The sequence below is a fragment of the Actimicrobium antarcticum genome (genome assembly GCF_039536745.1).
Taxonomy (GTDB): Bacteria; Pseudomonadota; Gammaproteobacteria; order Burkholderiales; family Burkholderiaceae_D; genus Actimicrobium; species Actimicrobium antarcticum.
Window position 1 is genome coordinate 646,263 of the sequence record NZ_BAAAZE010000005.1, and the last position, 22,550, is coordinate 668,812.

Genomic DNA, 22,550 nt, shown 5'->3' on the forward strand with positions numbered 1-22,550 from the left:
CCCGTTAGCCGGGCCGGGATTGGCGAATGCTGATGGCTGCCGTGGCAGGGCGTATCAGCCTGGGACCTGCGACCGGCATTGCTGCCTTGCTTGCGCTGTCTGGTACGTGAGTGGGGATGCGCTTGCGATAGTTCCATGGTCACGCGGCCGCCTGATCAGGCATGATTTCCGTGCGTGAAGGGGGCTGAGTTTTGTGCAAACGGTCATTTGACAGGACACGGCCACCAACGTTGAAAAATGACCTGCGTAATACGCAACGGTCGGGCCAAGCCCGTTCCTGAACTGGCCAAGCTTGTGGACAGCCTGCTTGCGAACTACAGGAAGCCTGAAGACCTGACGGGCGAAAATGACTTGCTCAAGCCGCTGACCATGACGCTGGTCGAGCGCAACCTGAAAGTCGAGATGAGCGAGCATCTGGGCAACAGCAGCCAGCCGCTGGCAAACGCATCGCTGTAATCGCCAAAGCGCTTGATCCACGGCGAACCGGCGGTGGCCGGTGGCGCCAGCACCAGCGCGCGTTTCGGGTCGGCCTTGTCGCTGATGTCGGTGACCAGTCGGGTTGCTGGCAAGGCGACACCGCCATCGCGATATACCCGGTTCAGCGGGTCGGCGGCACCGTGGCAAATGATCGGCACGATCGATGGATCGACACCGCTGACGATGCGCTGGGTTTTGCCGAACACCGAACGAATAGCAGAACAGCACGCTGGCGCGGCCATAGCCAGCGTTGGCCCGCCACCAGTCGTTGATGTCGTTGAAGACCAGTTGCTGCGGTTGCCAGCGATAGATCGGCAAGCCGAAGGTGGATTCGGTGATGGAGGTGTCGCAGCGCACCGGCTCGAACGCCGCGCAGGTGGAGTCGGGCTTGACCTTGTAATCGCCGGACGCGACCAAGGTTTCGACGTGGTATTCCATACGCACCTGTGCCGAATCCAATACATGGCCGGCCGGATGCTGCGAGATCGTGACGCCGTTGTGGATTAGCGTTTCGCCGTACGCGAGTGTTTGTACAGATTGATGCTGCCAAAGCGGCTGCGCAGGATGCCTTCGCCAGCGGCGGTGGTCAGGTAGTGCGCGTGGCCGGTGCGGGAATGATCGGCATGGCCGGGCGTGATGACGGCCCGGTCTACTGCCCGCCAAGGGTCGATATAGAACTTGCCGGGGACGCAGTACAGGCCTTCGGGGCGAGCGACTACCAGGTCGGGTATGTGGGTGTGGTCATGGTTGTGGGGCATGGGAATTCGGGGGAGTCTCAGTCTGAACGTCCGGCAACTTCGGCAGGCTGGTCAGCTGGTTCCCGAATGCACGGAGCTTGGTCAATCCGTTCGGCAATGTCGGCAGGCTGGTTAACTTGTTATTGTCTGCCGAAAGCTCGGTCAGTCCTGATGGCAATGTCGGCAGGCTGGTTAGCCTGTTACTGTCTGCCGAAAGCTCGGTCAGTCCTAATGGCAATGTCGGCAGGCTGGTCAGGTGATTCGTGCCTATTGCAAGCCTTTTCAGTCCTTGCGGCAAGAGTGGCAGACTTGTTAAGTTACCCTCTTCAAGGATCAAAGTTTTTTCCCCACTCTCAATGACAGGTCGAATCTCGACAGCCGCGCGCTGCCGCCCTCCGACCTCCTCTGCCGGTGCTTCACTCTCCCACTTCACAAGCTGCCGTTCGTACTCCTGGCGTTGCAATGCGTCTTGATGGCATGTCACCCGGTCTCGTGCTGCATCGGCCGCGCGTGCTGCTTGCGCGCCGGAGAGCGGCGGATTGTTGCTGGCAGATGGTGGCGTCCCGGCGGGTTGTTGCGAGGTATCGGTGGCATTGGCGGACGGAGCGGCGGGCGTCGGGTTACGCGATGCGGTATTAGGGGTGATGTACATGAGGACGGATCAAGACCTGTAAGAAAGCCCGTTAGCCGGGCCGGGATTGGCGAATGCTGATGGCTGCCGTGGCAGGGCGTATCAGCCTAGGACCTGCGACCGGCATTGCTGCCTTGCTTGCGCTGTCTGGTACTTGAGTGGGGATGCGCTTGCGATAGTTCCATGGTCACGCGGCCGCCTGATCAGGCATGATTTCCGTGCGTGACGGGGACTGAGTTTTGTGCAAACGGTCCTTTGGCAAGACACGGCCACCAAAGATTAAAAAATGAGCAACGTAATACGCAACGGTCGGGCCAAGCGTGATCCTGAACTGGTCAAGTTTGTGGACAGCCTGCTTGCGAACTACAGGAAACCTGAAGACCTGATTGGCGAAAATGGCTTGCTCAGGCAACTGACCATGATGCTGGTCGAGCGTACCCTGGAAGTCGAGATGAGTGAGCATCTGGGCAACAGCAGCCAGCCGCTGGCAAAGGCATCGCTGTAATCGCCGAAGCGCTTGATCCACGGCGAACCGGCGGTGGCTGGTGGCGCGAGCACCAGTGCGTGTTTCAGGTCGGCCTTGTCGCTGATGTCGGTGACCAGTCGGGTTGCTGGCAAGGCGACACCGCCATCGCGATACACCCGGTTCAACGGTTCGGCGGCCCCGTGGCAAATGATCGGCCCGATCGATGGATCGACACCGCTGAGGATGCGCTGGGTCTTGACGAACGAATAGCAGAACGGCACGCTGGCGCGGCCGTTGGCAGCGTTGGCGCGCCACCAGTCGTTGATCTCGTCGAACACCAGTTGCTGCGGTTGCCAGCGATAGATCGGCATGCCAAAGGTCGATTCGGTGATGAAGGTGTCACAGCGCACCGGTTCGAACGGCGCGCAGGTGGAGTCTGGCTCGACTTTGTAATCGCCGGACGCGACCCAGATTTCGCCTTGGTATTCCACGCGCACCTGTGCCGAACCCAAAACATGGCCGGCCGGATGCAGCGAGATGGTGACGCCGTAGTGGATTAGCGTTTCGTCGTACGCGAGTGCTTGTATAGATTGATGCTGCCAAAGCGGCTGCGCAGGATGCCTTCGCCAGCGGCGGTGGCCATAGTGCGCGTGACCGGTGCGGGAATGGTCGGCGTGGCCGTGCGTGATGACGGTACGCTCTACTGCGCGCCAGGGGTCGATGTAGAACTTGCCGGGGACGCAGTAGAGGCCTTCGGGGCGGGCGACTACCAGGTCGGGCATGGACGGGTGCTCATGGTTGTGGAGTTCGGGAGCGGCTGTTGCCGGCGGCTTGACGGAGCATTGGGAATCGTGCCGGAGGTGGGGCGCCGCTGCTTTTTGCTGCCTTTATTGATGCGGGGATAGCGTAGTGCGGATCACAGACGGGATGGGCAGAGTGAGGTCTGCCAGCTCGTAGCGACCGGTGTTGGTGCTGGTGGCTGGTAGATTAATGTTCGGGTTTGCTGAGCCAGATTTTGACGGGGTTGCTGACAATGGCATTGCCGGCCTTTGTCACCCGGGTGTCGAAATCACTACTTTGAACTTGGCGATCTTGGTAGTGGGCGCGTTATTCGTAATTGATAATGGCTTGCCAATGAACGAAAGTTCGGTACAGTGCCAGATGATTGCGTGTGATCGGGGCTTCGCTGTTGCGCTGTTGCGTTTCTTCGGCCAGGGCATCTGCGATGCTTGCTTTGATTTCACGCCGGGCATCTATTTCCGTCCACGGCGGCACTTGCGATTTCAGTTGCCGAGCTATCCGGACGACTTCGTCTTTTGTTTCGTTATACCTGAAACTAATGATCGATTCGGAACCAGACTGGCCGTCGATGACTACCACCGACATCTCTTTATTTTTTTGCAGTTTAAGCCATAGTTCGATTTCCATGTCGTCCGCATAAGAACCTGACTCTTCTATAACTACGGCCAAATCTTCGTTGCTCAGGGTATCTCCAATCGCTGGCAGTGATGTTTTGGTTATCTTAATCAGGCCATAAGCATTGCTATTTCTTTTCAGTCGTCGAGTTATGCGATTTTGGATCTCATCTATAGCCTTGATATCTGCGTTCTTCAGTTTTCTCAAATTTTCCAGTTCTTGAATGTCTTTGTCGTTCTGACGGCGAAGGACATCGGCGATCTTTTTCCTTAAACCTCGTATCTTCTTTTTACTCAAATTAGGACGAATGCTTGTTCCCGAAATGGCATGAAACAGGCAATTGCCGGCTCCCGCATTATTCCGAAGGTTATTGTCGTCTATCAGGAATGCACTCCCCGCTGGTGTGCGAGCAGATCCCCAGCCATCTTGAAGTTGCTTTGCCAATTTGGCATCCTCTTTTAACTGCTTTGCTTCTTGAGTTTGTTTATCTGCAAGCTGCTGTGCAAACGCAAAGTCTCTTTGCGTATTAGCGATATTCTCGGTTTCGTATTGTCCTTTTGACTCTTCGGCTCTTCTAGTTTTTAGCTGCGCCGCTTCTGGTGCCGGCTTATCGTCTCTTTTTACCTGATCGGCCTCAGCCCCGACGTTAGCCGCTTCGGGCGGTTCGGTTTCATTTACACCAGCCGCGTGCTTCAGTGGCTGTGCCAACCTGCCATCACTTTTAATCGGATCATCTGTAGGCGAGTCATTTTTCACCTGTTGCGTGCTGGTTTTTTCCCCAAGATCCGCCAACAACGTATCGGCCAATGCCCGAACCTGCGCCATCGAGTGTACGAATCGCGGACCACGCGCGGCACGGCCTTGCATGATGAGTTCTTCCAGCGCCTCCTCAAGCTTTTCAGGTGTGTCGATAGTGCCGGCGTTGATGCCAGCGCTGATTTCCCGATACACCACCAGCGTCGCATTGCGGCCTATGCCGGCGTGGCTGACGACCATGGGCTCGTCTAATTGCCGTGGTGTTGCTTCAAGTTGCTCTTTATGTCTAGCCATGAGTGCACTGGCTGCGCGGATTTCTTTTGCCTCCAACAGATTGTTGTCAAACTTCAGTCCAGCCTGTGTCAGAACGATGCTGAATTGCTTGTGAGGATTGGCGGTTTCATCAGTAACGTTCAGGCGGTATTGCTGGTGTGTGCCTGAGTCCTGAATCAACTTCGGTGGGGCATCAACCCGATAACGCCCGCCAAGCAAGAGGCTGGAGCCGGAATTCTTTTTCAGTTCACTTTCTAATTGAGAAATAATGGATCGACTGCTCCATTTGACGGGATCGCCTGCACGCGGTGGCGACACAAACTGAAATGTTCCTGCCCCAGAATCCAGACCTTGCAGCAGGAATTTTTCGCAACCAGAACCGGAGAAATTGCTTTGTCGAGTGACGTCACGGATGGGCGACTGACCGATCCGATAGGTGTTTGTTGCGGTTCTTTTGGTTGCGAGAGTTTCGCTCGTAGTGGTGAGATCTACCCGGTTCGCGTGCAGGTTGACGGTGACAGTTTTCCCTTGTTGCAGCATCGTTGTTGTGACGATGTTTGCCTTCATGCACGGGATGTTAGTTGCATTGTGTTCGACATCGGTTTTGGAGGCATAGGCATGGATATCGTCAAGTAGTTTGCGCTTGAGTTCTTCGGTTCTTGTGCGCAAGCGCCCTAGAAGATTCCTCCAGGTCGAGGGGGATGCCAACGGTATGGAGAACGAGACTGACCGACGTGGGGTCCGAGGAGCCTCCCAGGGGTTCAGGAGATTTGCTCTAGGCGGTTGCGTAGCGCCGATGTTGGTTGGTTGGGGCGTGCCATGGCTGACGATTGGCTGCAGTCTCGGCGAATTTGGCAATGTTCCAGGGATAGTCATTTTTCGTAGTCAATTTCAATAAGTTCATCTGAGATCGGGCGGCCCGCCGATGGCAACTCCACCAGTATTCGTGTGTAGCAACTCGTTTCTGTACCGACTCGAAAACCGCGTTAGAGCAAGCAAGTTAAAAGCTTCCATGTGTAACGAGAAATTCAATCCGGTTCCATTGGTTTGAACACGCATCGCTAGCCGCGCGCGTGGCGATCCGATTCCGGTGAGACGGCGTGGCGCGATACCCAACACCGCATCAACATCAAGTTGTTTTTCAGCATCTCAAGCGTTGACGCAAATCAACCCAACTACATTCATCAGTCTCAACAACATTGCAATCCATACACTTTCACCACGTTAAATTTCCGTGAAGAAGTGTCTGATGAAGCGATGGTTGCGTGTCCCGGTTGCCCCGTTTTTACCCACGTTATTGACGCCGATATTGGCCTTGCTATTGGCCCTGTGCATCGCCCCGGACGCGACTGCCTGCCCGGCCGTCAAGGGCGGCCCGCCAGATCAAAGCTGCTCCGCCGCCGCTCCCGCCAGCCAGCCCAATCAATCCGGCCCCAATCTCGGTTCCGGCAATCCGATCAACGTCATCACCGGCAACAAATACCAGCGCGAAGAAGACATGCCGGCCTTGCCCGGCGTGCTGGGTCTGGAACTCGTCCGCCATTACAACAGCGCAGCCAGCGGCGCCAATGTGCCGAACGGCTTGTCCGGACGCGGCTGGCGGCTCAGTTACGAAACCGGATTGCACGTTATCGGCAACACGATCCAGATCGCTCAGGCCGATGGCAGCAGGACGATCTTTTCGCGCGACCCGGCCAACCCTGCCTTGTGCGTGACCAGCAATCCGGCGGACGGCCAGTTGCGCATACTGCGCGGTCGCGGCGGTGACGAGTATCTCTGGACCTGGCAGGACGGACGCCAGCTGCGCTTCAACCACGACGGCAAGCTCGAGCACATCCTGGCGGTCACCGGCGAATTCGTGACCTTGCAGTACGACCGCGCCGGATTACTGGTGAAGGTGACCGATCCGCAGGGACGCAGCTTGCAGATGACCTATCCGGCACGCGACAAAGCCGGCTTCAAGGGTGTGACGACGATCGATTCGCCAGTCGGCCAGTTCACTTACCGCTATGGCAGCGTCGCGCCCGCCGGCATGACGCAAGACCCGGGCGTGCTGGTCGCCAACCTCGTCGCCGTCAGCCATGCAGGAGCGAGCCGCCAGTATCACTACGAAGATATCCGCTTCCCGACCCTGCTGACCGGGATCACCGTTGACGGTGTCGGCAGCGATCGGCAGCCACTGCGTCAGCGCATCAGCACCTGGGCCTATGACCTGAACGGACTTGCCAGGATGAGCGTGAAGGGTGCGTCGGCAGCCGGCGTCGAAAAAGTCACGCTCGACTTTGCCGAGGGTGGCAAGACCCTCCTCACCAACAGCCTCGGCCAGACCACCGCGTACCGCTACGCCATTCTTGGTGGTGCTTTTCGGCTGCTGGAAGTACGCGGAGCAGGGTGCGCGACCTGCGCAGAAAACAATGTTCGATACGGCTATGACACCGCCGGCCGGCTGATCGAGACCACCCATCTCGACAGCGATGGCACGCCACTTTGGTCTGAGCGCACCGATCGCGACAGCCGTGGTCGTCCTCTGCAAGTGAGCAAGGTCACGCTGCGCAACGGCGTTGCCGGCCCATCCGAATGGCAGGTGCGTTACGCCTACGATGACCCGGCGCAGGATCAGCCTACCCGGATCATGACGCCCAGCGTCCATACCGGCGGCACGCATCAGGTCGAGCTGGCCTACAACCGCTACGGCCAGATCACGCGTCTGCACGAAACCGGCTGGTCGCCGAACGAGGATACCGCCGATCCCATCAAGCGCACGACCACGTTCGAATACGCGCAAATCAATGGCCGCAGCGTGCTGGTCAATCGCAACGGCACCCGCATCCGCTACGATGCACGCGGCGATTTTCCGGTGGAATTCATCGCGCCCGGCGATCAATCCACCCGCATCCTCCAGCGCGACACGGCAGGGCGGCCATTGATCGTGGTCGGGCCCGACGGCATCGAACACCGCGTCGCACTCGATGCCGCCGGCCGCGTCCTCGACAGCACGCGCGCGCAGCTGACTGAGCACTTCCGCTACGACGCCCTCGGCCAGCTCACGTCCATCGTCAAACCCGACGGCCAGCGCACGCAGTTCAGCTACGGCCCGAACGGCCGCATCACCGACCTGTTCGATGCGCAGAACAACCGCATTCGGCTGCAGCGCGATACCGAAGACCGCTTGCTCGGACGGACCTTGCTCAACCCCGACGGCAGCATCGCGCAAGAGGGCGAACGATCCGTCATCACCAAAGCGCCAGCCCATCGCAATGGCGAGGTGCCTGCGCTGATCGCCGCCTTGCGCGGGATGCCAGCCGACCTGACGAACACCACGATCAGCTTGCCCGCTGTTGAGCCGGCGATCGCGCCCGTGACCACCATCACCGACGCCCGTACGCTCGACACCAGCTACCGCTACGATGATTTCGGTCGGCTGGTCAGCGTGCGCAGTCCGGAGACCGGCCTGACCGTATTCCGTTGGGATGCCGGCGATCACCTTGTCAGCAAAACGCAAGCGGTTGGCAGCCGCGACGAAATCACTACCCGCTATCGCTATGACGCAGCCGGCCGGATCATCGAACAGTCCAGTCCCGATGGCGTGGTCTCTGTCAGTTACGGCAAGCAGGGCCGACCCGAGACCATCACGTTCCCGGCCGGCCAGGAGCACTTTCGCTACGACAGCGCGGCGCGACTGACCAGCCATTCCCGCGACATCGACGGCCAGCGCTTCACGACCCGATACACCTACGACCAGCGCGGCCAGCTGACCCGCAAAACCCTGCCCGACGGCCAGCAACTCGACTATCGCTATCACGGCCAGGTGCATGTGCGGGCAGGGCTGTTGGCCGGGATTACCCGCAAGGATGTGGTCGGCAGCACGGTGCTGCTGGACGGCCTGAATGATGCGGACGACAGTTTCAGCCAGCAACGCTATCGGCTGGCCAATGGCGTGGAGTACCGTCGCGAGCTGGATCGGCAGGGGCGACTCGTTCGGCTCGGTGCCGAGGGTGCGTGGCAGGAAAGTCAGCAGCATGATGCGGCCGGCTTGCTGCAAGCACGGAGACAGTCCACGTCGGCTGGCATGGCTGGTGCTGAAACCCGCTATGCGTATGACCGGTTCAATCGGCTCACCGGAGTTAGTGGTGCCAGCAACCTCGGCTACGACTACGATCCCGGCGGCAATCTGCTGTCCATCTCGACGGGCCAGCAAGCAACCAACTACGCAATCGACCCATTCAGCAACCGTCCGTTATCGGCCGATGCCGGCAACCAGCCAACCACCTACCGCTACAACGCCCACGGCGGCACCACCGTCATCGGCGACACCACATACACCTGGGACAGCCAGCAACGCCTGATCCGCATCAGCAACCACGGCAAACCGCTGGCCGACTACCGCTACAACGCCTTCGGCGAACGCATCAAAAAAGTCAGCTACAGCGGCAACCAGCAAAAAGTCACCTACTACTTTTACGACGGCAGCCAGCTTACCGCCGAAGCTGAGGGTGGCGCGTCCGGTGCCCGCATTACCCGCCAGTACGTGTGGCTGGATGACCAGTCCGGTGCGCGTCCGATTGCCATGCTGCAAGCGCGTACTGGCCCGGTTCACGCCATCCTCAACACCGCTGCCGGTGTCATCGACCGGGCCGCGCCGACGGATGTCTATGCCCTGGTCAGCGATCACACCGGCGCACCACGCGCCGCCATCGACAGTGACGGGCGGCGGGTATGGCAGGCCACTGTCACCGGCTATGGCAAAGCAGAACTGGCAACCGGCAACCAGCTGCAGCTAAACCTGCGCGGCTCGCAGCAGTACTTCGATGACGAGTCCGGCTTGCACTACAACTTCCATCGTTATCTGGATGCGCGCACCGGACGGTATCTGTCGGCGGACCCCAGCGGTCAGGCTGGCGGGCTGAACCTGTATGCGTTTGCCGAGAACAATCCGCTGGCAAATGTGGACCCATTGGGCTTGCAGAGCAAACCCGTCTCCGGGCTGAATGTCGGAGAAAAATTCCGGCGCGCCATGCAGTTTGCGATACCGGGTTTGCCGCGCGATGTGGCAAGCCAGTTGATGGCGCTGGTCACGCCTGAGAACATTGCCTCGACCGTGCAGATCTTCGTGTTGTGGGCGGCCTCGGAAACGATCGCTGACTTCAGCCTGAGCGACACGCTGCTGCTACTGCCTGCGTTCCTGCAACCCGGTACTGACAAACTCGGCTTTCTGAAAAGCGCCAGCCAGGTCATCAAGCGCATCGCAGCGGCGCAATGCGACTTTGATCTGGAACAAGTGGGCCAGTTACTCGCGCAAAGCCTCGCCAGTTCCAGCGGCAGTTATCCGTTTTCAGTGGGTTCGGGGCGTCGTCCGCCGGTTCAGATGGCGCGCAATGCGCGTGGGGACGCGGTCGGACAACTGATCGCCGATCCGTTCGGATTGCTCGGGCCAGCGCTTTCCGGAGAGTACGACGGCCTTGCCGAACAGATCCGCAACGAGCGCCTCAAGCGTGACATCGACGACATTCGCACCCGCCTTGGGCAAAGCGGACGCAACGTACCGCCGCTCTCGAAACTGATCCTGAAGGACGGCAGCGTTGTCGATGATTACTCGTTGCTGCAGCTGGACCGTTTTCGTACGATGGAGAACCTGGAAGTCCTGCGCAAGCTGGGTATCGTCGAGCTAGACGGACACTGGAACATCAAATCGGTGGCGCGTGGGCAGGAGCGATTCATTGACCCGCGCCAGATTCGCTTTACGCAGCAATCTGCCGGCTATACGTCGAGTGACAAGATCAATACACTGGACACGACCGGGCCGGATATCAAGAAAGCACCGGAGAAAATTCCTGCGATGGATGTGGTGGTGATGCCGGATGGGCGGTTGACTAGCCTGGATAATCGGCGGTTGGCTGCGGCGATGTTGTATGAGGCGGGGAGTGTTCGGGTGATTATTCATGCGGCGGATGAGCCTTTGCCTGCGGGGATAACTACAGTGCGTTTTAGTAAAGGTTATCCGGCAAAAACCTGGGCAGATGCTGTAGCAATCCGTATATACAACCAAGGTCCGGATTTCCGAGAAAAATATTTGCAGGGAAGTTCTGAAATACCTTTAATAACGAAAGCGCCTGAAAATTCGCTATACACCCCTTATAAGAAGCTTCCTCAAACTAGGAAAATCATAAAGAATTAGATATGGAAACTTGGAAAATAAGAAAAAGCTTAAATCCGGATGAGTTGCCGAAGGGTTTCGTGTATCCAGAAAAGTTCAATAAACTATTATTTTCTTTAGATAATTTCGGCGGAGAAATTAATCATGGCATTGAGCCGTGGACGATAATTACTTATGAGGACATGAATTCGATATTTTCAATTAAATTTGGATTGTCATTAGTCCAATTCGCACAATGCTGGAAAGAAGAGATGGTTGCTTTTTTCGTTGTAGGTACCGGCCCTGATCCAGTTGTAATGGTATTTGATCCATGGGCACTCAAGCGGGTCACTGAAACTAAATGGATAGAAACTGGAAAGCTCCTTGAGCAGTTTCCCAATTTTGAAGCATGGCTTGCCTGGGTGCGCAACAGTGAATTGGCTAAAGAATTTCTAGAAGACTGGATACATGAAAATCCGGATCGAGTGCTGCCAGAAAAAAAACATTAATATATTGGAACGCGCCACCAGTGAACATTGCGATTCGAGCCAATTAATGGGTCCGGTGCCGTGATGTAATTTTGTAGGTTGGGCTGCGAAGCCCAACATTCGTCAAACAACAACCTCATTCGATCGATTCACCGTAATGCCAGATCGAATTTAATGAATACAAAAGTTGGAGTTGGTTGATTGGAAAGAGCCATTTGATTTATTCGACGTTTTTCGTTGATGGACGCATGTTGGGCTTTGCAGCCCAACCTACCGGGCGGCAACGAATTTTCACGAAGAATCCTGCCGTCTTTTTGTGCTGCAAAGCCCAACATTCATTAAACAACAATCACACGCGATATCGCCGAAAAAACCTCCTCGATATAACGTATTTCCATGATCAAGCCTTTCGTTCCGTATGTTGTGCTGCAAAGCCCAACATTCTTCAAACAACAAACTCATGCAATATCGACGAGCAGACCTCCCCGGTGCAACGTATTTTTTCACTGTCAATCTCGCAAACAGAAACTCTCGCCTTCTTGTCGATCACGTAGAAGTCTTGAGAAACGCAATACGAAAAATCCGCCAATCCCATCCCTTTGAAATCATTGCGATAGTCATATTGCCGGAGCATTTACATGCGATCTGGAAGCTGCCGGACGGAGATACAAATTTTCCCTTGCGATGGGCCTTGATCAAGGCAGAATTTTCAAGAGCGATACCGAACACAGAACTCATTCGGCGAAGCAGAAAATTAAAACGTGAACGTGGTATCTGGCAGAGACGGTATTGGGAGCACCTGATTCGTGATGGTGAGGATCTTGAAAGACATGTTGCGTACATCTATTTCAATCCGGTGAAGCATGGATATGTGGGCCGGCCAGTAGATTGGCCATATTCATCAATTCATCGTGACATCAGATTGGGCTTGGTAAATGAAAAAATTGGAGTTGGTTGATTAGAAAGAGCTGTTTGATTTATTGGACGTTCGTTTTTACATGACGCATGTTGGGCTTTGCAGCCTAACCTATCGGCCGGATAATCGGCGGTTGGCTGCGGAGATGTTGTATGGAGCGGAGAGTGTTCGGGTGATTATTCATGCCGCGGATGAGTTGTTAGATGACGCAGCTATCAAAAGATTGACCAGAGAAGGATTCCGACCGAAAAATTGAGGCGAGGCAGCGGTTATCCGAATATTTACGCAAAGTTTAGAATTTAGGAATTCTTCTCCACAAGGTAGTCCGGAAATCCCGATGGTGACGAAAGCACCTGCTAATGAACTTTATCGTTCTTATTCGAAGCTCCCAGCAAATAGGCCAATAAGGAATAAATAACAATGGAATACGTGCCGGTTCAACTAAAATTGAAGGATCATGAGATTCCGGATAAATTTACTTATCCTGAAAGTTTTGATAAATATTTACTGACTTATAAAGTAAATGACCCTTTCGAATTCAAAGACCTTGATCCTTGGGGGATTACTGCTGATGCAGAGTACAACTGCCGGCTTTCAGAGAAGTTTAATTTACCGCTGGTGCAATTTGCGCAGGCTTGGCTCGAAGACATGATTGCCTGTTTCGTCGTTGGAACTGGTAGCGATCCAAAAGTGCTGGTCTTGAATCCGTGGGCACTGAAGCCTGTGGGCGAAAACAAATGGGAAGAATATATTCAAGTTTTGGAAGAACTGGAAAATTTCGACGCTTGGCTTGCATGGGCGAGAGCTAGTGATCTGGTGTTGGAATATGCAGAAAGATTTGCGCATGAAAGTCTTTCTGTTTCAAATACCACGCCTGAGCGAAAGGCGAAATTGAATCTGGCATCGAGCAATCATGATGAATTACCCGATAGGCGCATATAGGATACAGATACGACCCAATTATGTGATCCCATGGTTGCGCTGCAGAGCCAAAAATTCGTCAAAAACGACCTCACCTGTTATCGATAAGCAAACCTCGCTGGTGCGATCTCTTGCTCCCGGATTTCTGTTGATACTGATTGGATCTGGCAAACTGCGGCAGCAGACGACATGTCTAGCCTTGTACTTGGGCCGCGACTTTACCCGACGAATTGACAGGCATTCGGATACCCTCTAGCTGAAATATTTCCAAAAAGAAAATTATCAAGCAGAGGAACATGTCGCGAAGTGCTACCATTTATAGTACTTTTTATTCTCACGACACCGAGGTGTAGCTTGTCTAACAAAATCATTAGGGTCCACCCGACCGCGATGCCCGATTCCGGGTGTTCGATCTGCGAGGATCAGCTGGATTTTGACTTTACCTTTGCTTTTCAGCCTATTGTCGACGTCGAGCGACGAGCCATTTATGCCTACGAGGCACTGGTACGTGGCACCGACGGCCAAGGCGCGCCCTACGTTCTCGGCAAGGTCAACGATGACAACCGCTATCGCTTTGACCAGGGTTGTCGTACCCGCAGTATTTTTCTCGCGCAAAAATTGGGCATGACTTGCCGGATTTCGATCAATTTTCTGCCGAATGCCATTTATCAGCCCGAGCTATGCATCCGCACCACCATTGCTGCTGCTGAAGCCGCTGGTTTTCCGCTTGATCGCATCATTTTTGAAGTCACCGAATCCGAACAGATTCTGGAGCCTGACAAGCTGCTGTCGATTTTTCGGTACTACCGCGATCGCGGCTTTGCCACAGCCATCGACGACTTTGGCGCCGGTTACGCAGGACTTGGTCTGCTGACCGACTTCCAGCCCACCATGATCAAGATCGACATCAAGCTGGTACGCGACATCGACAGTAATCCGGTCAAGCAAGCCGTCGTCAAGGGAATTTTGCTCACCACAGGGTTGCTGGGTGTGGAAGTGATCGCCGAGGGAGTCGAAACAGCGGCCGAGGCGCGCTGGTTCAAAGACAATGGCATACGCCTGATGCAAGGCTATTACTTTGCGCGACCGGGTTTCGAATCTCTGCCGGCGGTTGAAAATTGGGTACCGGATTAACTCTGCGAGCCGGGCAAATGAACGACTGCGGATAGCGTCCTGACCGTTCGCGTCGATCCGTCGTGCAGTAATGTCCAGGTCAGACTATCTCCAGGCGAATGTGCGATTACGTCGATCTGTGGCGCCGCCAGTTCCCGTCATTGATCGCGGCGCGGCAGCAGCGTCATTGTCAACCCGACCGGTGACATCACAAACGCCATCAACTCGCGCGGTTCCTGCCCGCCGTCGGTACCCACCGATGCCAGATCGAATTGACCCAGCACCAGCGCGATCGCCATTTTGATTTCGAGCAAGGCGAGATAGCGCCCGGGGCAGGTCCGCACTCCCGCCCCGAATGGCATGGCGATGCGCTTGTCGACGGCGTTGTCGTCGTTGCCATCGTCACCCTCCAGCCAGCGTTGCGGATGGAAGCGGTTGGCGTCTGCGAAGAATCGATCATCCACGCTGTGATGCCGCATCACACACCATACCAACGTGCCCGCCGGTACCGCGATGTCTCTGATCACCGTGTCCTGCAGCGCCTCGACCGGCAGATACGGCGCGACTGGTTTGAGTCGCATCGCTTCCTGGGCGCAGGCATCGACATAGTCCAGCGCGTCCATTTGCTCAATCGTGTAGGCGGCGGGGTCGGGTGCGATCCGGCGCACTTCCTGTTGCGCCCGTTGCAGCGCATCCGGGTGCGCATGCAGCAGATACAGCATCCAGGCAATCGTGTTGGCGGTCGTGTCTTCACCGGCCAGCAACATCGTGGTGACATTGCCGGAGACGGTTTGATCCGTCACGCCGCTGTCCGGTTCGCTGGCCGCTACCAGCATGGCTTCGAGCAGGTTGCCTGGTCGCTGGCGGCGCTCCGGCTGTGTGTCGAGTCGGACATGTGCCTGGGCGATCAGGTCGCCGATGGCATTTTTGAGTGCCACTACGCTGCGGTCCAGACGTCGGTCGGAGGGCAGTTTCAGGTAGCGCCAGTACGGAAACATCGCCAGACTGCGCAGTGCGACCTTCGGCAAGATCCTGTCGAGGTGTTGTTGAATCCGGTCCTCGCCGGAATCGATCGTATTGACATCGGTACCGAACGCGAGGCCCGCGATGATGTCGACGGTGTAGCGTTTCAGGTCCGCCGACAGATCGATCGGGGTCTGGGTACGGGCGGCTTCATCCCAACGTCGTTGCAGGCGCAGGGCGACCCTGACCAGCGCCGGAAAATAGGCTTTGACGGCAGTCGGTGACAATGCCGTCATCACCATGCGCCGCTGATTGCGCCAGTCATCGCCCTCGGCCAGAAATACGCCAGGGATGCCGCCCATTTCACGCGAGACTTTCTCGGTAACCGCCGGGCGTCGATAACCTGCCGGGCGCTCGCGCAGGATGGCGCCGATGGTCACGTGATCCGCCACCACCAGCACCGGCTTTGAGCCCAGCATCATGCGAAAAAAATCGCCGTGCAACACGCACCATTGTTCGACGATTCTATGGACGTGGTGGGGTTTGATCTGATGGACGTTTCCCAGCAGTGGCAGCGTTGGCGGGCCGGGCAGGTCACGGATGTTGCGTAGCGGTGAACGTGTTTCAGGCATGGCGGCTCCAAAAAATGCTAAGACCTCAAGGTAACCTGAATGTCACACATTCTGAAACGGGAAAGACGCTTCGGTATGACATCGCGCGGAAATGATCGGGCAGCCTTGTCATCATGGTGTCCACTCGAAGACACCAAATAGTTAGTCGATGCAGTGATGCGGGATGGCAGTACGCATCTCCTCGGGTCATCGCAAAGTCATGTAATCCGCCACCACCAGTACCGGCTTTGTATTGCGTCAAACACAAGCTGATGACATGTCGACGAGCCGAACTGGTCGATGCAATGTGTTGGGCGTCGGAGTGGTGTTGCCACAAGTTCAGCTTTGCAGCGTAACCGATGAATTTTCGGGTATTACGATCTCCGCCTCAGCCAGAAAAATACGTCTTCCAGAAAAAATATCCCGTCATGCCCGACGCCACGACAATCACGATTCCGCGAATGACGCGTGGTGATGTCTTGCGCGCCAATCGTGCGCCCAGATATCCGCCTATCATCGCGCCGCCGCACATCACCAGCGCCCAATGCCAGACGATTGCGCCGGCAATTGCGAACGGAATCACCGCAATGCCGTTCATGCAGGACGTCAGCAGCGTCTTCAATCCATTCATCTGATGGATGCGCGTGAAGCCTATTTGTCCCAGCAGCGCCAGCGTGGCAATCCCGACGCCGGCACCAAAATACCCGCCATAAATCCCCAGAAAAAATTGCGCCGGCAAGGCCCAGCGTGGCAGGATCATCACGTCCGGTTGCGGTCCGTGGCGGCGTGACAGCAGTGGTCCGAGGATGAACAGCAGCGTCGCGGCCAGCAACAAAAAGGGCACCGCCTTGTTGAACGCGACTTCGGGTGTCCACAGCACCAGCAGTGCGCCGATGATGCTGCCCAGTCCGCTGGAAACGATCAGGCGCAGGTTGACGGCGCTGGTTTGCCGCAGTTCTTCCCGATAGCCGTGGGCGCTGGCGGCGGTGCCTAGCCACATCGCTGTATTGTTGGTGGCATTGGCGGCGATGCCGGGCAGCCCCGCCAGCAGCAATGCAGGAAAGGTCAGAAACGAGCCACCACCGGCAACCGCATTGACAGCACCGGCGACAGTAGCAATGGCGAACAGAGACAGGCCGGTGGCGAGCACTGTCATGACTGGTTCGTCGACTGTGTTGAACCACTCATGGTTGCCAACAAAGGCAGTGAGGCAATCAGGTCGGCAAAGCGCTGGCCCTGTACGACCACATGCTCGCGCAGCAGTGTCATGGCTGCATCGGCATCGCCGGCAATAATGGCGTTGACGATACCGTCATGCTCGCTGAAAGAACTGGCGATGCGATCCCGTACCCGCAGTTGCAGTCGGCGATAGGGGCGCAGACGGCGCTGCAGTGCCAGCGCCTGACCGGTCAGGAAGACGTTATGGCTGCCGCTGTACAGCAGCGCATGGAACTCTTCATTTTTGTAGAAATACGCATCCGGGTCTTGCGCATCACGGGCCTGTTCGCAAGCGTGATGGGCACTCAGCAAACTCTGATGTTCTTGCGGTGACATGCGGCGTGCAGCGAGGCGCGCGCACATGGCTTCCAGTTCTGCCATCACTTCGAACATTTCCACCAACTGCTGCGGGCTTATTTCGGCGACCACTGCGCCACGGCGCGGACGGATCACGATCAATCCCATCGAGGCCAACTGGATCAATGCCTCGCGGATCGGCGTGCGCGAGACGCCAAATTGCCCGGCAAGTACGGTTTCGTCCAGATGCGCGCCGGGCGGCAACTGGCCGATCGCGATCATTTCTTCTATGGCTTCTCGCAGCGTGGAGGAGCGATTTTTCATGGAGGAGTCATTGGTTGTCTGTCTTGGCTGAAAGTATAGGGTGTATTTAAGGCTTGACAATGCATACAGTAAATATATTCTTGTATACACGAATAAAGAACTTCAAAACGAAGCGCACAAAGCAGCACTAGATTGCCATCAAGGCAAAAATCCAATCCCATTGAGGAGACACCATGTTTTCAGCCACCCGTCGCACGTTGCTGGGCGCCATCGCAGCCAGCCCATTGTTTTCCATCCCTGCTGCCTGGGCACAATCCGCAGCGATCAAGATTTCTCATCAGTTTCCGGGCGGTACCGCCACCGAAGGCGACTTCCGTGATCGGCTGTGCCGCCAGTTTGCGGCAGAAGTCGAAAAGCGCACCAAGGGTGGTCTGAAGTTCGAGATTTATCCTGGCTCCTCGCTGATGAAGACCAACGCGCAGTTTTCGTCGATGCGCAAGGGTGCGCTGGACATGTCGCTGGTGCCGCTGTCGTACGCCGGTGGTGAAATGCCGGAAGTGAATATCGGCCTGATGCCCGGCCTGGTGACTTCTTATGAGCAAGGCTATGGCTGGAAAAACGCCGAAGTCGGCCGTGAACTCAATCGCCTGTTGCTGGAAAAAGGCATCGTTGTGGTCAGCTGGATCTGGCAGGCCGGTGGTGTTGCATCGCGCACGATTCCGATCGTCGAGCCGGAAGATGCCAAGGGCCTGAAAATCCGCGGCGGTTCGCGCGAGATGGACCTGATCCTGAAAGCCGCCGGCGCAGCCGTGGTGTCGCTACCATCGAATGAAATCTATGCCGCCATGCAGACCGGCGCGATGGATGCCGCGCTGACGTCATCGACCTCGCTGATCTCGTTCCGCCTCGAAGAAGTCTCGAAGAGCCTGACCACCGGTCGCGGTAAAGCGTACTGGTTCATGTTTGAACCGCTGATGATGTCGAAGGCCGTGTTCGACAAGCTGACCAAGGAACAGCAAGCCATCATCATGGCCGTGGGTGGCGAGATGGAAGCGCTGGCCCGCAAATCGGCCCAGATGGATGATTCGCTGGTTGCTGCGGTGTACCAGAAAGCCGGCGCCAAAGTGGTCGATCTGAGCGACGCCACGGTCAAGAAATGGCAGGCCATCGCCCGCACGACCGCATGGAAAGACTACGCCGAGCGCAACGCCAACTGCGCCAACTTGCTCAAGCTGGCCGAGAAAACCCTATGAGTCACGGCTTCGACATCGGGCCGGCGAAAGGACCGGCGGTGCCGGACAATCCGGTAGTGGCGAAACTGTCGCGCGCCCTCGATGCATTCAATCATGGCTTGCTGATGTTCTCGATGGCGGCGCTGATCCTGACGGCGCTGGTGCTGACGTACTCGGTGGTGTCGCGCTATTTTTTCAAGCTGCCGACGGACTGGCAGGATGAGGCGTCGGTATTCATGCTGGTGGGCGTGACCTTCTTTTGCTGCGCCTATGTGCAGTCGCTGCGCGGCCATATCGGTATTGAGGCGCTGGCGCCGTTGCTGTCGCCGCGCGTCAATGCGGCACGCATGATGTTCGTGGATGTGTTGTCGCTGCTGTTCTGCCTGTTCTTTTCGTGGAAGTCATGGACGCTGTTCCATGAAGCCTTCGTCGAGGGGCAAACCACCAGTTCCACCTTTGCACCGCCGCTGTGGATTCCGTACGGAATGATGGCGTTCGGCATGAGTTTGCTGGTCTTGCAGATTGCTATGCAGGTGCTGGTGCGCGTCACCAATGATCGGAGTGCGCCATGAGCGAATTGACGATGGGCCTGATGTATGGCGCGGCCACGCTGGTAGTGATGTTTTCCGGGATGCCGATTGCGTTTGCACTGGGCGTGGTCGCAGTCTCGTTCATGTACTTTTTCATGCCGTCCTCGTCACTCGATACGGTGACGCAAAACGTCTACGAAGAAATGGCGTCGATTACCTTGCTGTCGATTCCGCTGTTCATTCTGAAGGGGGCGGCCATCGGCAAGTCACCGGCCGGTAAAGATCTGTATTCGGCGATTCATACGTGGATGCACAAGGTGCCCGGCGGTCTCGGAATTGCCAACGTGTTTGCCTGCGCCCTGTTTGCGGCCATGGCCGGTTCGTCGCCGGCAACCTGCTCGGCGATCGGTTCGGCCGGTATTCCGGAGATGCGCCGGCGCGGTTATTCACCCGGTTTTGCGGCCGGCATCATTGCGGCCGGTGGCACGCTGGGTATCTTGTTGCCGCCATCGATCACGATGATCCTGTATGCGGTCGCTGCCGAGCAATCGCTGGGTCGCTTGTTCCTGGCCGGGATAGGTCCGGGCGTTTTGCTGGTGGGATTGTTTTCGGGCTATGCAGTCTATCGGGCTCGCAAGGAATACCGCATGGCGCATGCCGCTTTCCTGAACGACGGCACAACATCGGCGTATCTGGAAGTCGAGCATTTCACGCTGGCGCAAAAAGTCGAAATGCTGCCGCGCGTGTTGCCGTTCATCGTACTGTTGCTGGGCGTGATGATCGCGCTGTACGGTGGCTATGCCACGCCATCCGAAACCGCTGGTCTGGGTGCCTTGCTCGCACTGGTACTGATCGCGATTGTCTACGGTATCTGGAAGCCGCGTGACCTGACACCGATCCTCAGTTCGACCATCAAAGAGTCCTCGATGCTGTTGCTGATCATCGGCATGTCGCTGCTGTATTCGTATGTGATGAGCTATCTGCACATCAGTCAGTCGGCGGCGCAATGGGTTGTTGCCATGGCCTTGTCGAAATGGGTATTGCTGGCCGTGATCCTGTTGATGGTGGTGGTGTTCGGCTTCTTCCTGCCGCCGGTATCGATCATTCTGATGACCGCACCGATCATCCTGCCGCCACTGAAAGCGGCCGGTTTCGACCTGATCTGGTTTGGCGTGGTGATGACCGTGGTCATGGAGATGGGGCTGATTCATCCGCCAGTCGGATTGAACATCTTCGTCATCAAGAACATCGCACCGGATATTCCGCTGAAGGATGTGATCTGGGGCGTGATGCCGTTTGTCGGGTTGATGTTCGTTGCCGTGATCCTGCTGTGCATTTTCCCGGGCATCGCCACCAGCCTGCCAGAGATGTTGATGGGAGCTAAATAAATGAACGCACCGGAGCGCATCTGGAATCACCAGCAGCGCAACCGGGCGGCGCGCCTTGAGCGTGTCCGCCTGCAACTCGGCGCTGACCTGACCGGCAAGATCCTGCCGGCGGCTCGTGCCGGGGACCTGCTGCATGCGGTACTGGAATGCGGCGACCGCGTTTGCCTGGAAGGGAACAACCAGAAGCAGGCCGATTTCCTGGGCAAGACGCTGGCTGCGCTCGATCCATTGCGCATCAATCAATTGCACATGCTGCAATCGGTGCTGGCGTTGCCGGAGCATCTGGATGTGTTTGAAAACGGCATTGCCTCGAAGCTGGATTTCTCGTTTTCGGGCCCGCAGGCGGCAAGACTGGCGCGACTCGTCAGCAGCCGCAAGATCGACATCGGTGCCATCCACACCTATCTGGAATTGTTCGGTCGCTACTTCGTCGACCTGACGCCGCGCGTCTCGCTGATCGCGGCGGAAGCGGCGGACCGGCACGGCAATCTGTACACCGGCCCGAACACCGAAGACACCCCGGCCATCGTCGAGGCGACTGCCTTCAAGAGCGGCATCGTCATCGTGCAGGTGAATCGCATCATGGACGTGCTGCCACGGGTGGATATCCCGGCGGACTGGGTTGATTACGTCATCGAAGCACCGACGCCGTATTACATCGAGCCGCTGTTCACGCGTGACCCGGCACTGATTTCCGAAATCCAGGTGCTGATGGCGATGATGGCCATCAAGGGCATCTACGCCGAATATCAGGTCGAACGCCTGAATCATGGCATCGGCTTTGACACCGCCGCCATCGAACTGCTGTTGCCAACCTATGCCGCCTCGCTCGGCCTGCGCGGCAAGATCGCCCGGCACTGGGCCCTCAATCCGCATCCGGCCCTGATCCCGGCGATCGAGGCCGGCTTCGTCGAGTCGGTCCATTCGTTTGGTTCCGAACTCGGCATGGAGCCGTACATCAGTGCGCGGCCGGACGTGTTCTTTGTCGGACCGGACGGCAGCATGCGCAGCAACCGTGCGCTGTGCCAGGCTGCCGGTCACTATGCCTGCGACATGTTCATTGGCTCGACTTTGCAGATCGATTTGCAGGGCAATTCGTCGACCGCCACGCTGGGTCGCATCGCCGGTTTTGGCGGTGCGCCGAACATGGGGGCCGATGCCCGTGGCCGTCGCCATGCCAGCCCGGCGTGGCTCAAAGCCGGACGCCAGGCAGGTGAAGGTCGCAACCGGATGCCGCGGGGACAGAAGCTGGTGGTGCAAATCGTTGAGACCTTCCGCGAACACATGCAACCGGCGTTCGTCGAGAAACTCGATGCGTGGGAACTGGCCGAACAGGCCGGCATGGCGCTGCCGCCGGTGATGATTTACGGCGACGACGTGACCCATATCCTGACCGAGGAAGGCATCGCCAACCTGCTGCTGTGCCGCACCGATGAAGAACGCGAGCAAGCCATCCGTGGCGTGGCGGGCTACACGCCGGTCGGCATGGCGCGTGATCATCGGATGGTCGAGAACCTGCGCGATCGCGGCATCGTGCAGCGACCTGAAGACCTGGGTATCGACAAGCGCCTGGCCACGCGCGATCTGCTGGCAGCGAAAAACATGAAAGACCTGGTGCGGGCGTCCGGTGGCTTGTACATGCCGCCGGAACGCTTCCGCAACTGGTGATTTAAAGCTGGTGACTTGACGCTGGTGAATTGAAACGGGTAACGGAGAACAC

14 protein-coding genes and 4 pseudogenes are annotated in these 22,550 nt (G+C 57.1%); 11 read left to right on the plus strand and 7 right to left on the minus strand.

Going from position 1 to position 22,550, the window contains the following annotated elements; genetic code table 11:
- Positions 1–237 precede the first annotated feature (237 nt).
- A pseudogene (locus ABD720_RS05695) lies at positions 238–450 on the plus strand (IS256 family transposase); the annotation flags it as partial.
- On the opposite strand, the pseudogene ABD720_RS05700 reads toward ABD720_RS05695, so the two are convergent.
- Together ABD720_RS05700 and ABD720_RS05705 are read right to left on the minus strand one after the other, a co-directional pair.
- Positions 420–1,235: pseudogene (locus tag ABD720_RS05700) on the minus strand (ligase-associated DNA damage response exonuclease); the annotation flags it as partial. The pseudogenes ABD720_RS05695 and ABD720_RS05700 sit on opposite strands and share 31 nt — an antisense overlap.
- On the minus strand, positions 1,219–1,866 hold the full coding sequence (locus tag ABD720_RS05705) for a hypothetical protein (protein WP_344762271.1): 648 nt from the start codon (positions 1,864–1,866) through the stop codon (positions 1,219–1,221). The pseudogene ABD720_RS05700 and the gene ABD720_RS05705, both read right to left, overlap by 17 nt.
- Positions 1,867–2,131: 265 nt before the next feature.
- Here ABD720_RS05705 and ABD720_RS05710 point away from each other — a divergent pair.
- Positions 2,132–2,344, plus strand: a pseudogene (locus ABD720_RS05710) (hypothetical protein); the annotation flags it as partial.
- 32 nt (positions 2,345–2,376) lie between these two features.
- Here the strand turns inward: ABD720_RS05710 and ABD720_RS05715 are convergent.
- Together ABD720_RS05715 and ABD720_RS05720 are read right to left on the minus strand one after the other, a co-directional pair.
- Positions 2,377–3,093 (minus strand): annotated as a pseudogene (locus ABD720_RS05715) (DNA ligase-associated DEXH box helicase); the annotation flags it as partial.
- A gap of 325 nt (positions 3,094–3,418) precedes the next feature.
- The gene (locus ABD720_RS05720; RefSeq protein WP_344762272.1) at positions 3,419–5,425 is read right to left on the minus strand and encodes an OTU domain-containing protein; all 2,007 of its coding nucleotides are present in this window, start codon (positions 5,423–5,425) and stop codon (positions 3,419–3,421) included.
- Positions 5,426–6,005: 580 nt separating this feature from the next.
- Between ABD720_RS05720 and ABD720_RS05725 the strand changes: the two genes are divergently transcribed.
- The 5 genes from ABD720_RS05725 (at position 6,006) to ABD720_RS05745 (ending at position 14,348) form a co-directional block, all read left to right on the plus strand.
- Positions 6,006–10,931 carry an RHS repeat-associated core domain-containing protein gene (locus ABD720_RS05725; protein WP_344762274.1) on the plus strand — a complete coding sequence of 1,642 codons (4,926 nt, stop codon included), beginning with the start codon at positions 6,006–6,008 and terminating at the stop codon, positions 10,929–10,931.
- A 2-nt stretch (positions 10,932–10,933) separates the two neighbouring features.
- The gene (locus ABD720_RS05730; protein WP_344762275.1) at positions 10,934–11,398 is read left to right on the plus strand and encodes a hypothetical protein; all 465 of its coding nucleotides are present in this window, start codon (positions 10,934–10,936) and stop codon (positions 11,396–11,398) included.
- Positions 11,399–11,837: 439 nt separating this feature from the next.
- Entirely contained in the window at positions 11,838–12,335 is a 498-nt protein-coding gene (locus ABD720_RS05735) for an REP-associated tyrosine transposase (RefSeq protein WP_344762276.1), read from the plus strand.
- 378 nt (positions 12,336–12,713) lie between these two features.
- A complete protein-coding gene (locus ABD720_RS05740) occupies positions 12,714–13,235 on the plus strand; it encodes a hypothetical protein (RefSeq protein ID WP_344762277.1) in 522 nt (173 codons plus the stop codon).
- Between the two features lie 369 nt (positions 13,236–13,604).
- Positions 13,605–14,348: an EAL domain-containing protein gene (locus ABD720_RS05745; protein ID WP_344762278.1), complete on the plus strand. Its 744-nt coding sequence runs from the start codon at positions 13,605–13,607 to the stop codon at positions 14,346–14,348.
- A 137-nt stretch (positions 14,349–14,485) separates the two neighbouring features.
- Here ABD720_RS05745 and ABD720_RS05750 read toward each other — a convergent pair whose 3' ends face one another.
- The 3 genes from ABD720_RS05750 to ABD720_RS05760 all read right to left on the minus strand — a co-directional run bounded on the left by ABD720_RS05750 (position 14,486) and on the right by ABD720_RS05760 (position 17,740).
- A complete protein-coding gene (locus ABD720_RS05750) occupies positions 14,486–15,922 on the minus strand; it encodes a cytochrome P450 (protein ID WP_344762279.1) in 1,437 nt (478 codons plus the stop codon).
- 367 nt (positions 15,923–16,289) lie between these two features.
- Positions 16,290–17,057 (minus strand): sulfite exporter TauE/SafE family protein, encoded by a 768-nt coding sequence (locus ABD720_RS05755; RefSeq protein ID WP_344762281.1) that lies wholly within the window; start codon positions 17,055–17,057, stop codon positions 16,290–16,292.
- On the minus strand, positions 17,054–17,740 hold the full coding sequence (locus ABD720_RS05760) for a GntR family transcriptional regulator (protein WP_344762282.1): 687 nt from the start codon (positions 17,738–17,740) through the stop codon (positions 17,054–17,056). The genes ABD720_RS05755 and ABD720_RS05760 overlap by 4 nt, the downstream gene beginning before the upstream one ends.
- A 173-nt stretch (positions 17,741–17,913) precedes the next feature.
- Between ABD720_RS05760 and ABD720_RS05765 the strand changes: the two genes are divergently transcribed.
- From ABD720_RS05765 to mdcA, 4 genes are read left to right on the plus strand one after another with little or no spacing between them, the layout of a single operon-like run.
- Positions 17,914–18,933, plus strand: a complete 1,020-nt coding sequence (locus ABD720_RS05765) for a TRAP transporter substrate-binding protein (protein ID WP_344762283.1) — start codon at positions 17,914–17,916, stop codon at positions 18,931–18,933.
- Complete coding sequence (locus tag ABD720_RS05770) at positions 18,930–19,484, plus strand: TRAP transporter small permease (protein WP_344762284.1); 555 nt, start codon at positions 18,930–18,932, stop codon at positions 19,482–19,484. Before ABD720_RS05765 ends, ABD720_RS05770 begins: the two co-directional genes overlap by 4 nt.
- Positions 19,481–20,830 (plus strand): TRAP transporter large permease, encoded by a 1,350-nt coding sequence (locus tag ABD720_RS05775; protein ID WP_344762285.1) that lies wholly within the window; start codon positions 19,481–19,483, stop codon positions 20,828–20,830. Before ABD720_RS05770 ends, ABD720_RS05775 begins: the two co-directional genes overlap by 4 nt.
- Positions 20,831–22,498, plus strand: a complete 1,668-nt coding sequence (gene mdcA / locus ABD720_RS05780) for a malonate decarboxylase subunit alpha (RefSeq protein WP_344762286.1) — start codon at positions 20,831–20,833, stop codon at positions 22,496–22,498.
- The last annotated feature ends 52 nt before the right edge of the window (positions 22,499–22,550 follow it).

What these genes read in the sequence shown, in the direction of transcription:
- ABD720_RS05755 (WP_344762281.1), bottom strand. Translation starts at nt 17,057, where the DNA reads ATGACAGTGCTCGCCACCGGCCTGTCTCTGTTCGCCATTGCTACTGTC.
- ABD720_RS05725 (WP_344762274.1), top strand. Translation starts at nt 6,006, where the DNA reads ATGAAGCGATGGTTGCGTGTCCCGGTTGCCCCGTTTTTACCCACGTTA.
- ABD720_RS05750 (WP_344762279.1), bottom strand. Translation starts at nt 15,922, where the DNA reads ATGCCTGAAACACGTTCACCGCTACGCAACATCCGTGACCTGCCCGGC.
- ABD720_RS05735 (WP_344762276.1), top strand. Translation starts at nt 11,838, where the DNA reads ATGCAATATCGACGAGCAGACCTCCCCGGTGCAACGTATTTTTTCACT.
- ABD720_RS05760 (WP_344762282.1), bottom strand. Translation starts at nt 17,740, where the DNA reads ATGAAAAATCGCTCCTCCACGCTGCGAGAAGCCATAGAAGAAATGATC.
- ABD720_RS05775 (WP_344762285.1), top strand. Translation starts at nt 19,481, where the DNA reads ATGAGCGAATTGACGATGGGCCTGATGTATGGCGCGGCCACGCTGGTA.
- ABD720_RS05740 (WP_344762277.1), top strand. Translation starts at nt 12,714, where the DNA reads ATGGAATACGTGCCGGTTCAACTAAAATTGAAGGATCATGAGATTCCG.
- ABD720_RS05705 (WP_344762271.1), bottom strand. Translation starts at nt 1,866, where the DNA reads ATGTACATCACCCCTAATACCGCATCGCGTAACCCGACGCCCGCCGCT.
- ABD720_RS05765 (WP_344762283.1), top strand. Translation starts at nt 17,914, where the DNA reads ATGTTTTCAGCCACCCGTCGCACGTTGCTGGGCGCCATCGCAGCCAGC.
- mdcA (WP_344762286.1), top strand. Translation starts at nt 20,831, where the DNA reads ATGAACGCACCGGAGCGCATCTGGAATCACCAGCAGCGCAACCGGGCG.
- ABD720_RS05730 (WP_344762275.1), top strand. Translation starts at nt 10,934, where the DNA reads ATGGAAACTTGGAAAATAAGAAAAAGCTTAAATCCGGATGAGTTGCCG.
- ABD720_RS05770 (WP_344762284.1), top strand. Translation starts at nt 18,930, where the DNA reads ATGAGTCACGGCTTCGACATCGGGCCGGCGAAAGGACCGGCGGTGCCG.
- ABD720_RS05745 (WP_344762278.1), top strand. Translation starts at nt 13,605, where the DNA reads ATGCCCGATTCCGGGTGTTCGATCTGCGAGGATCAGCTGGATTTTGAC.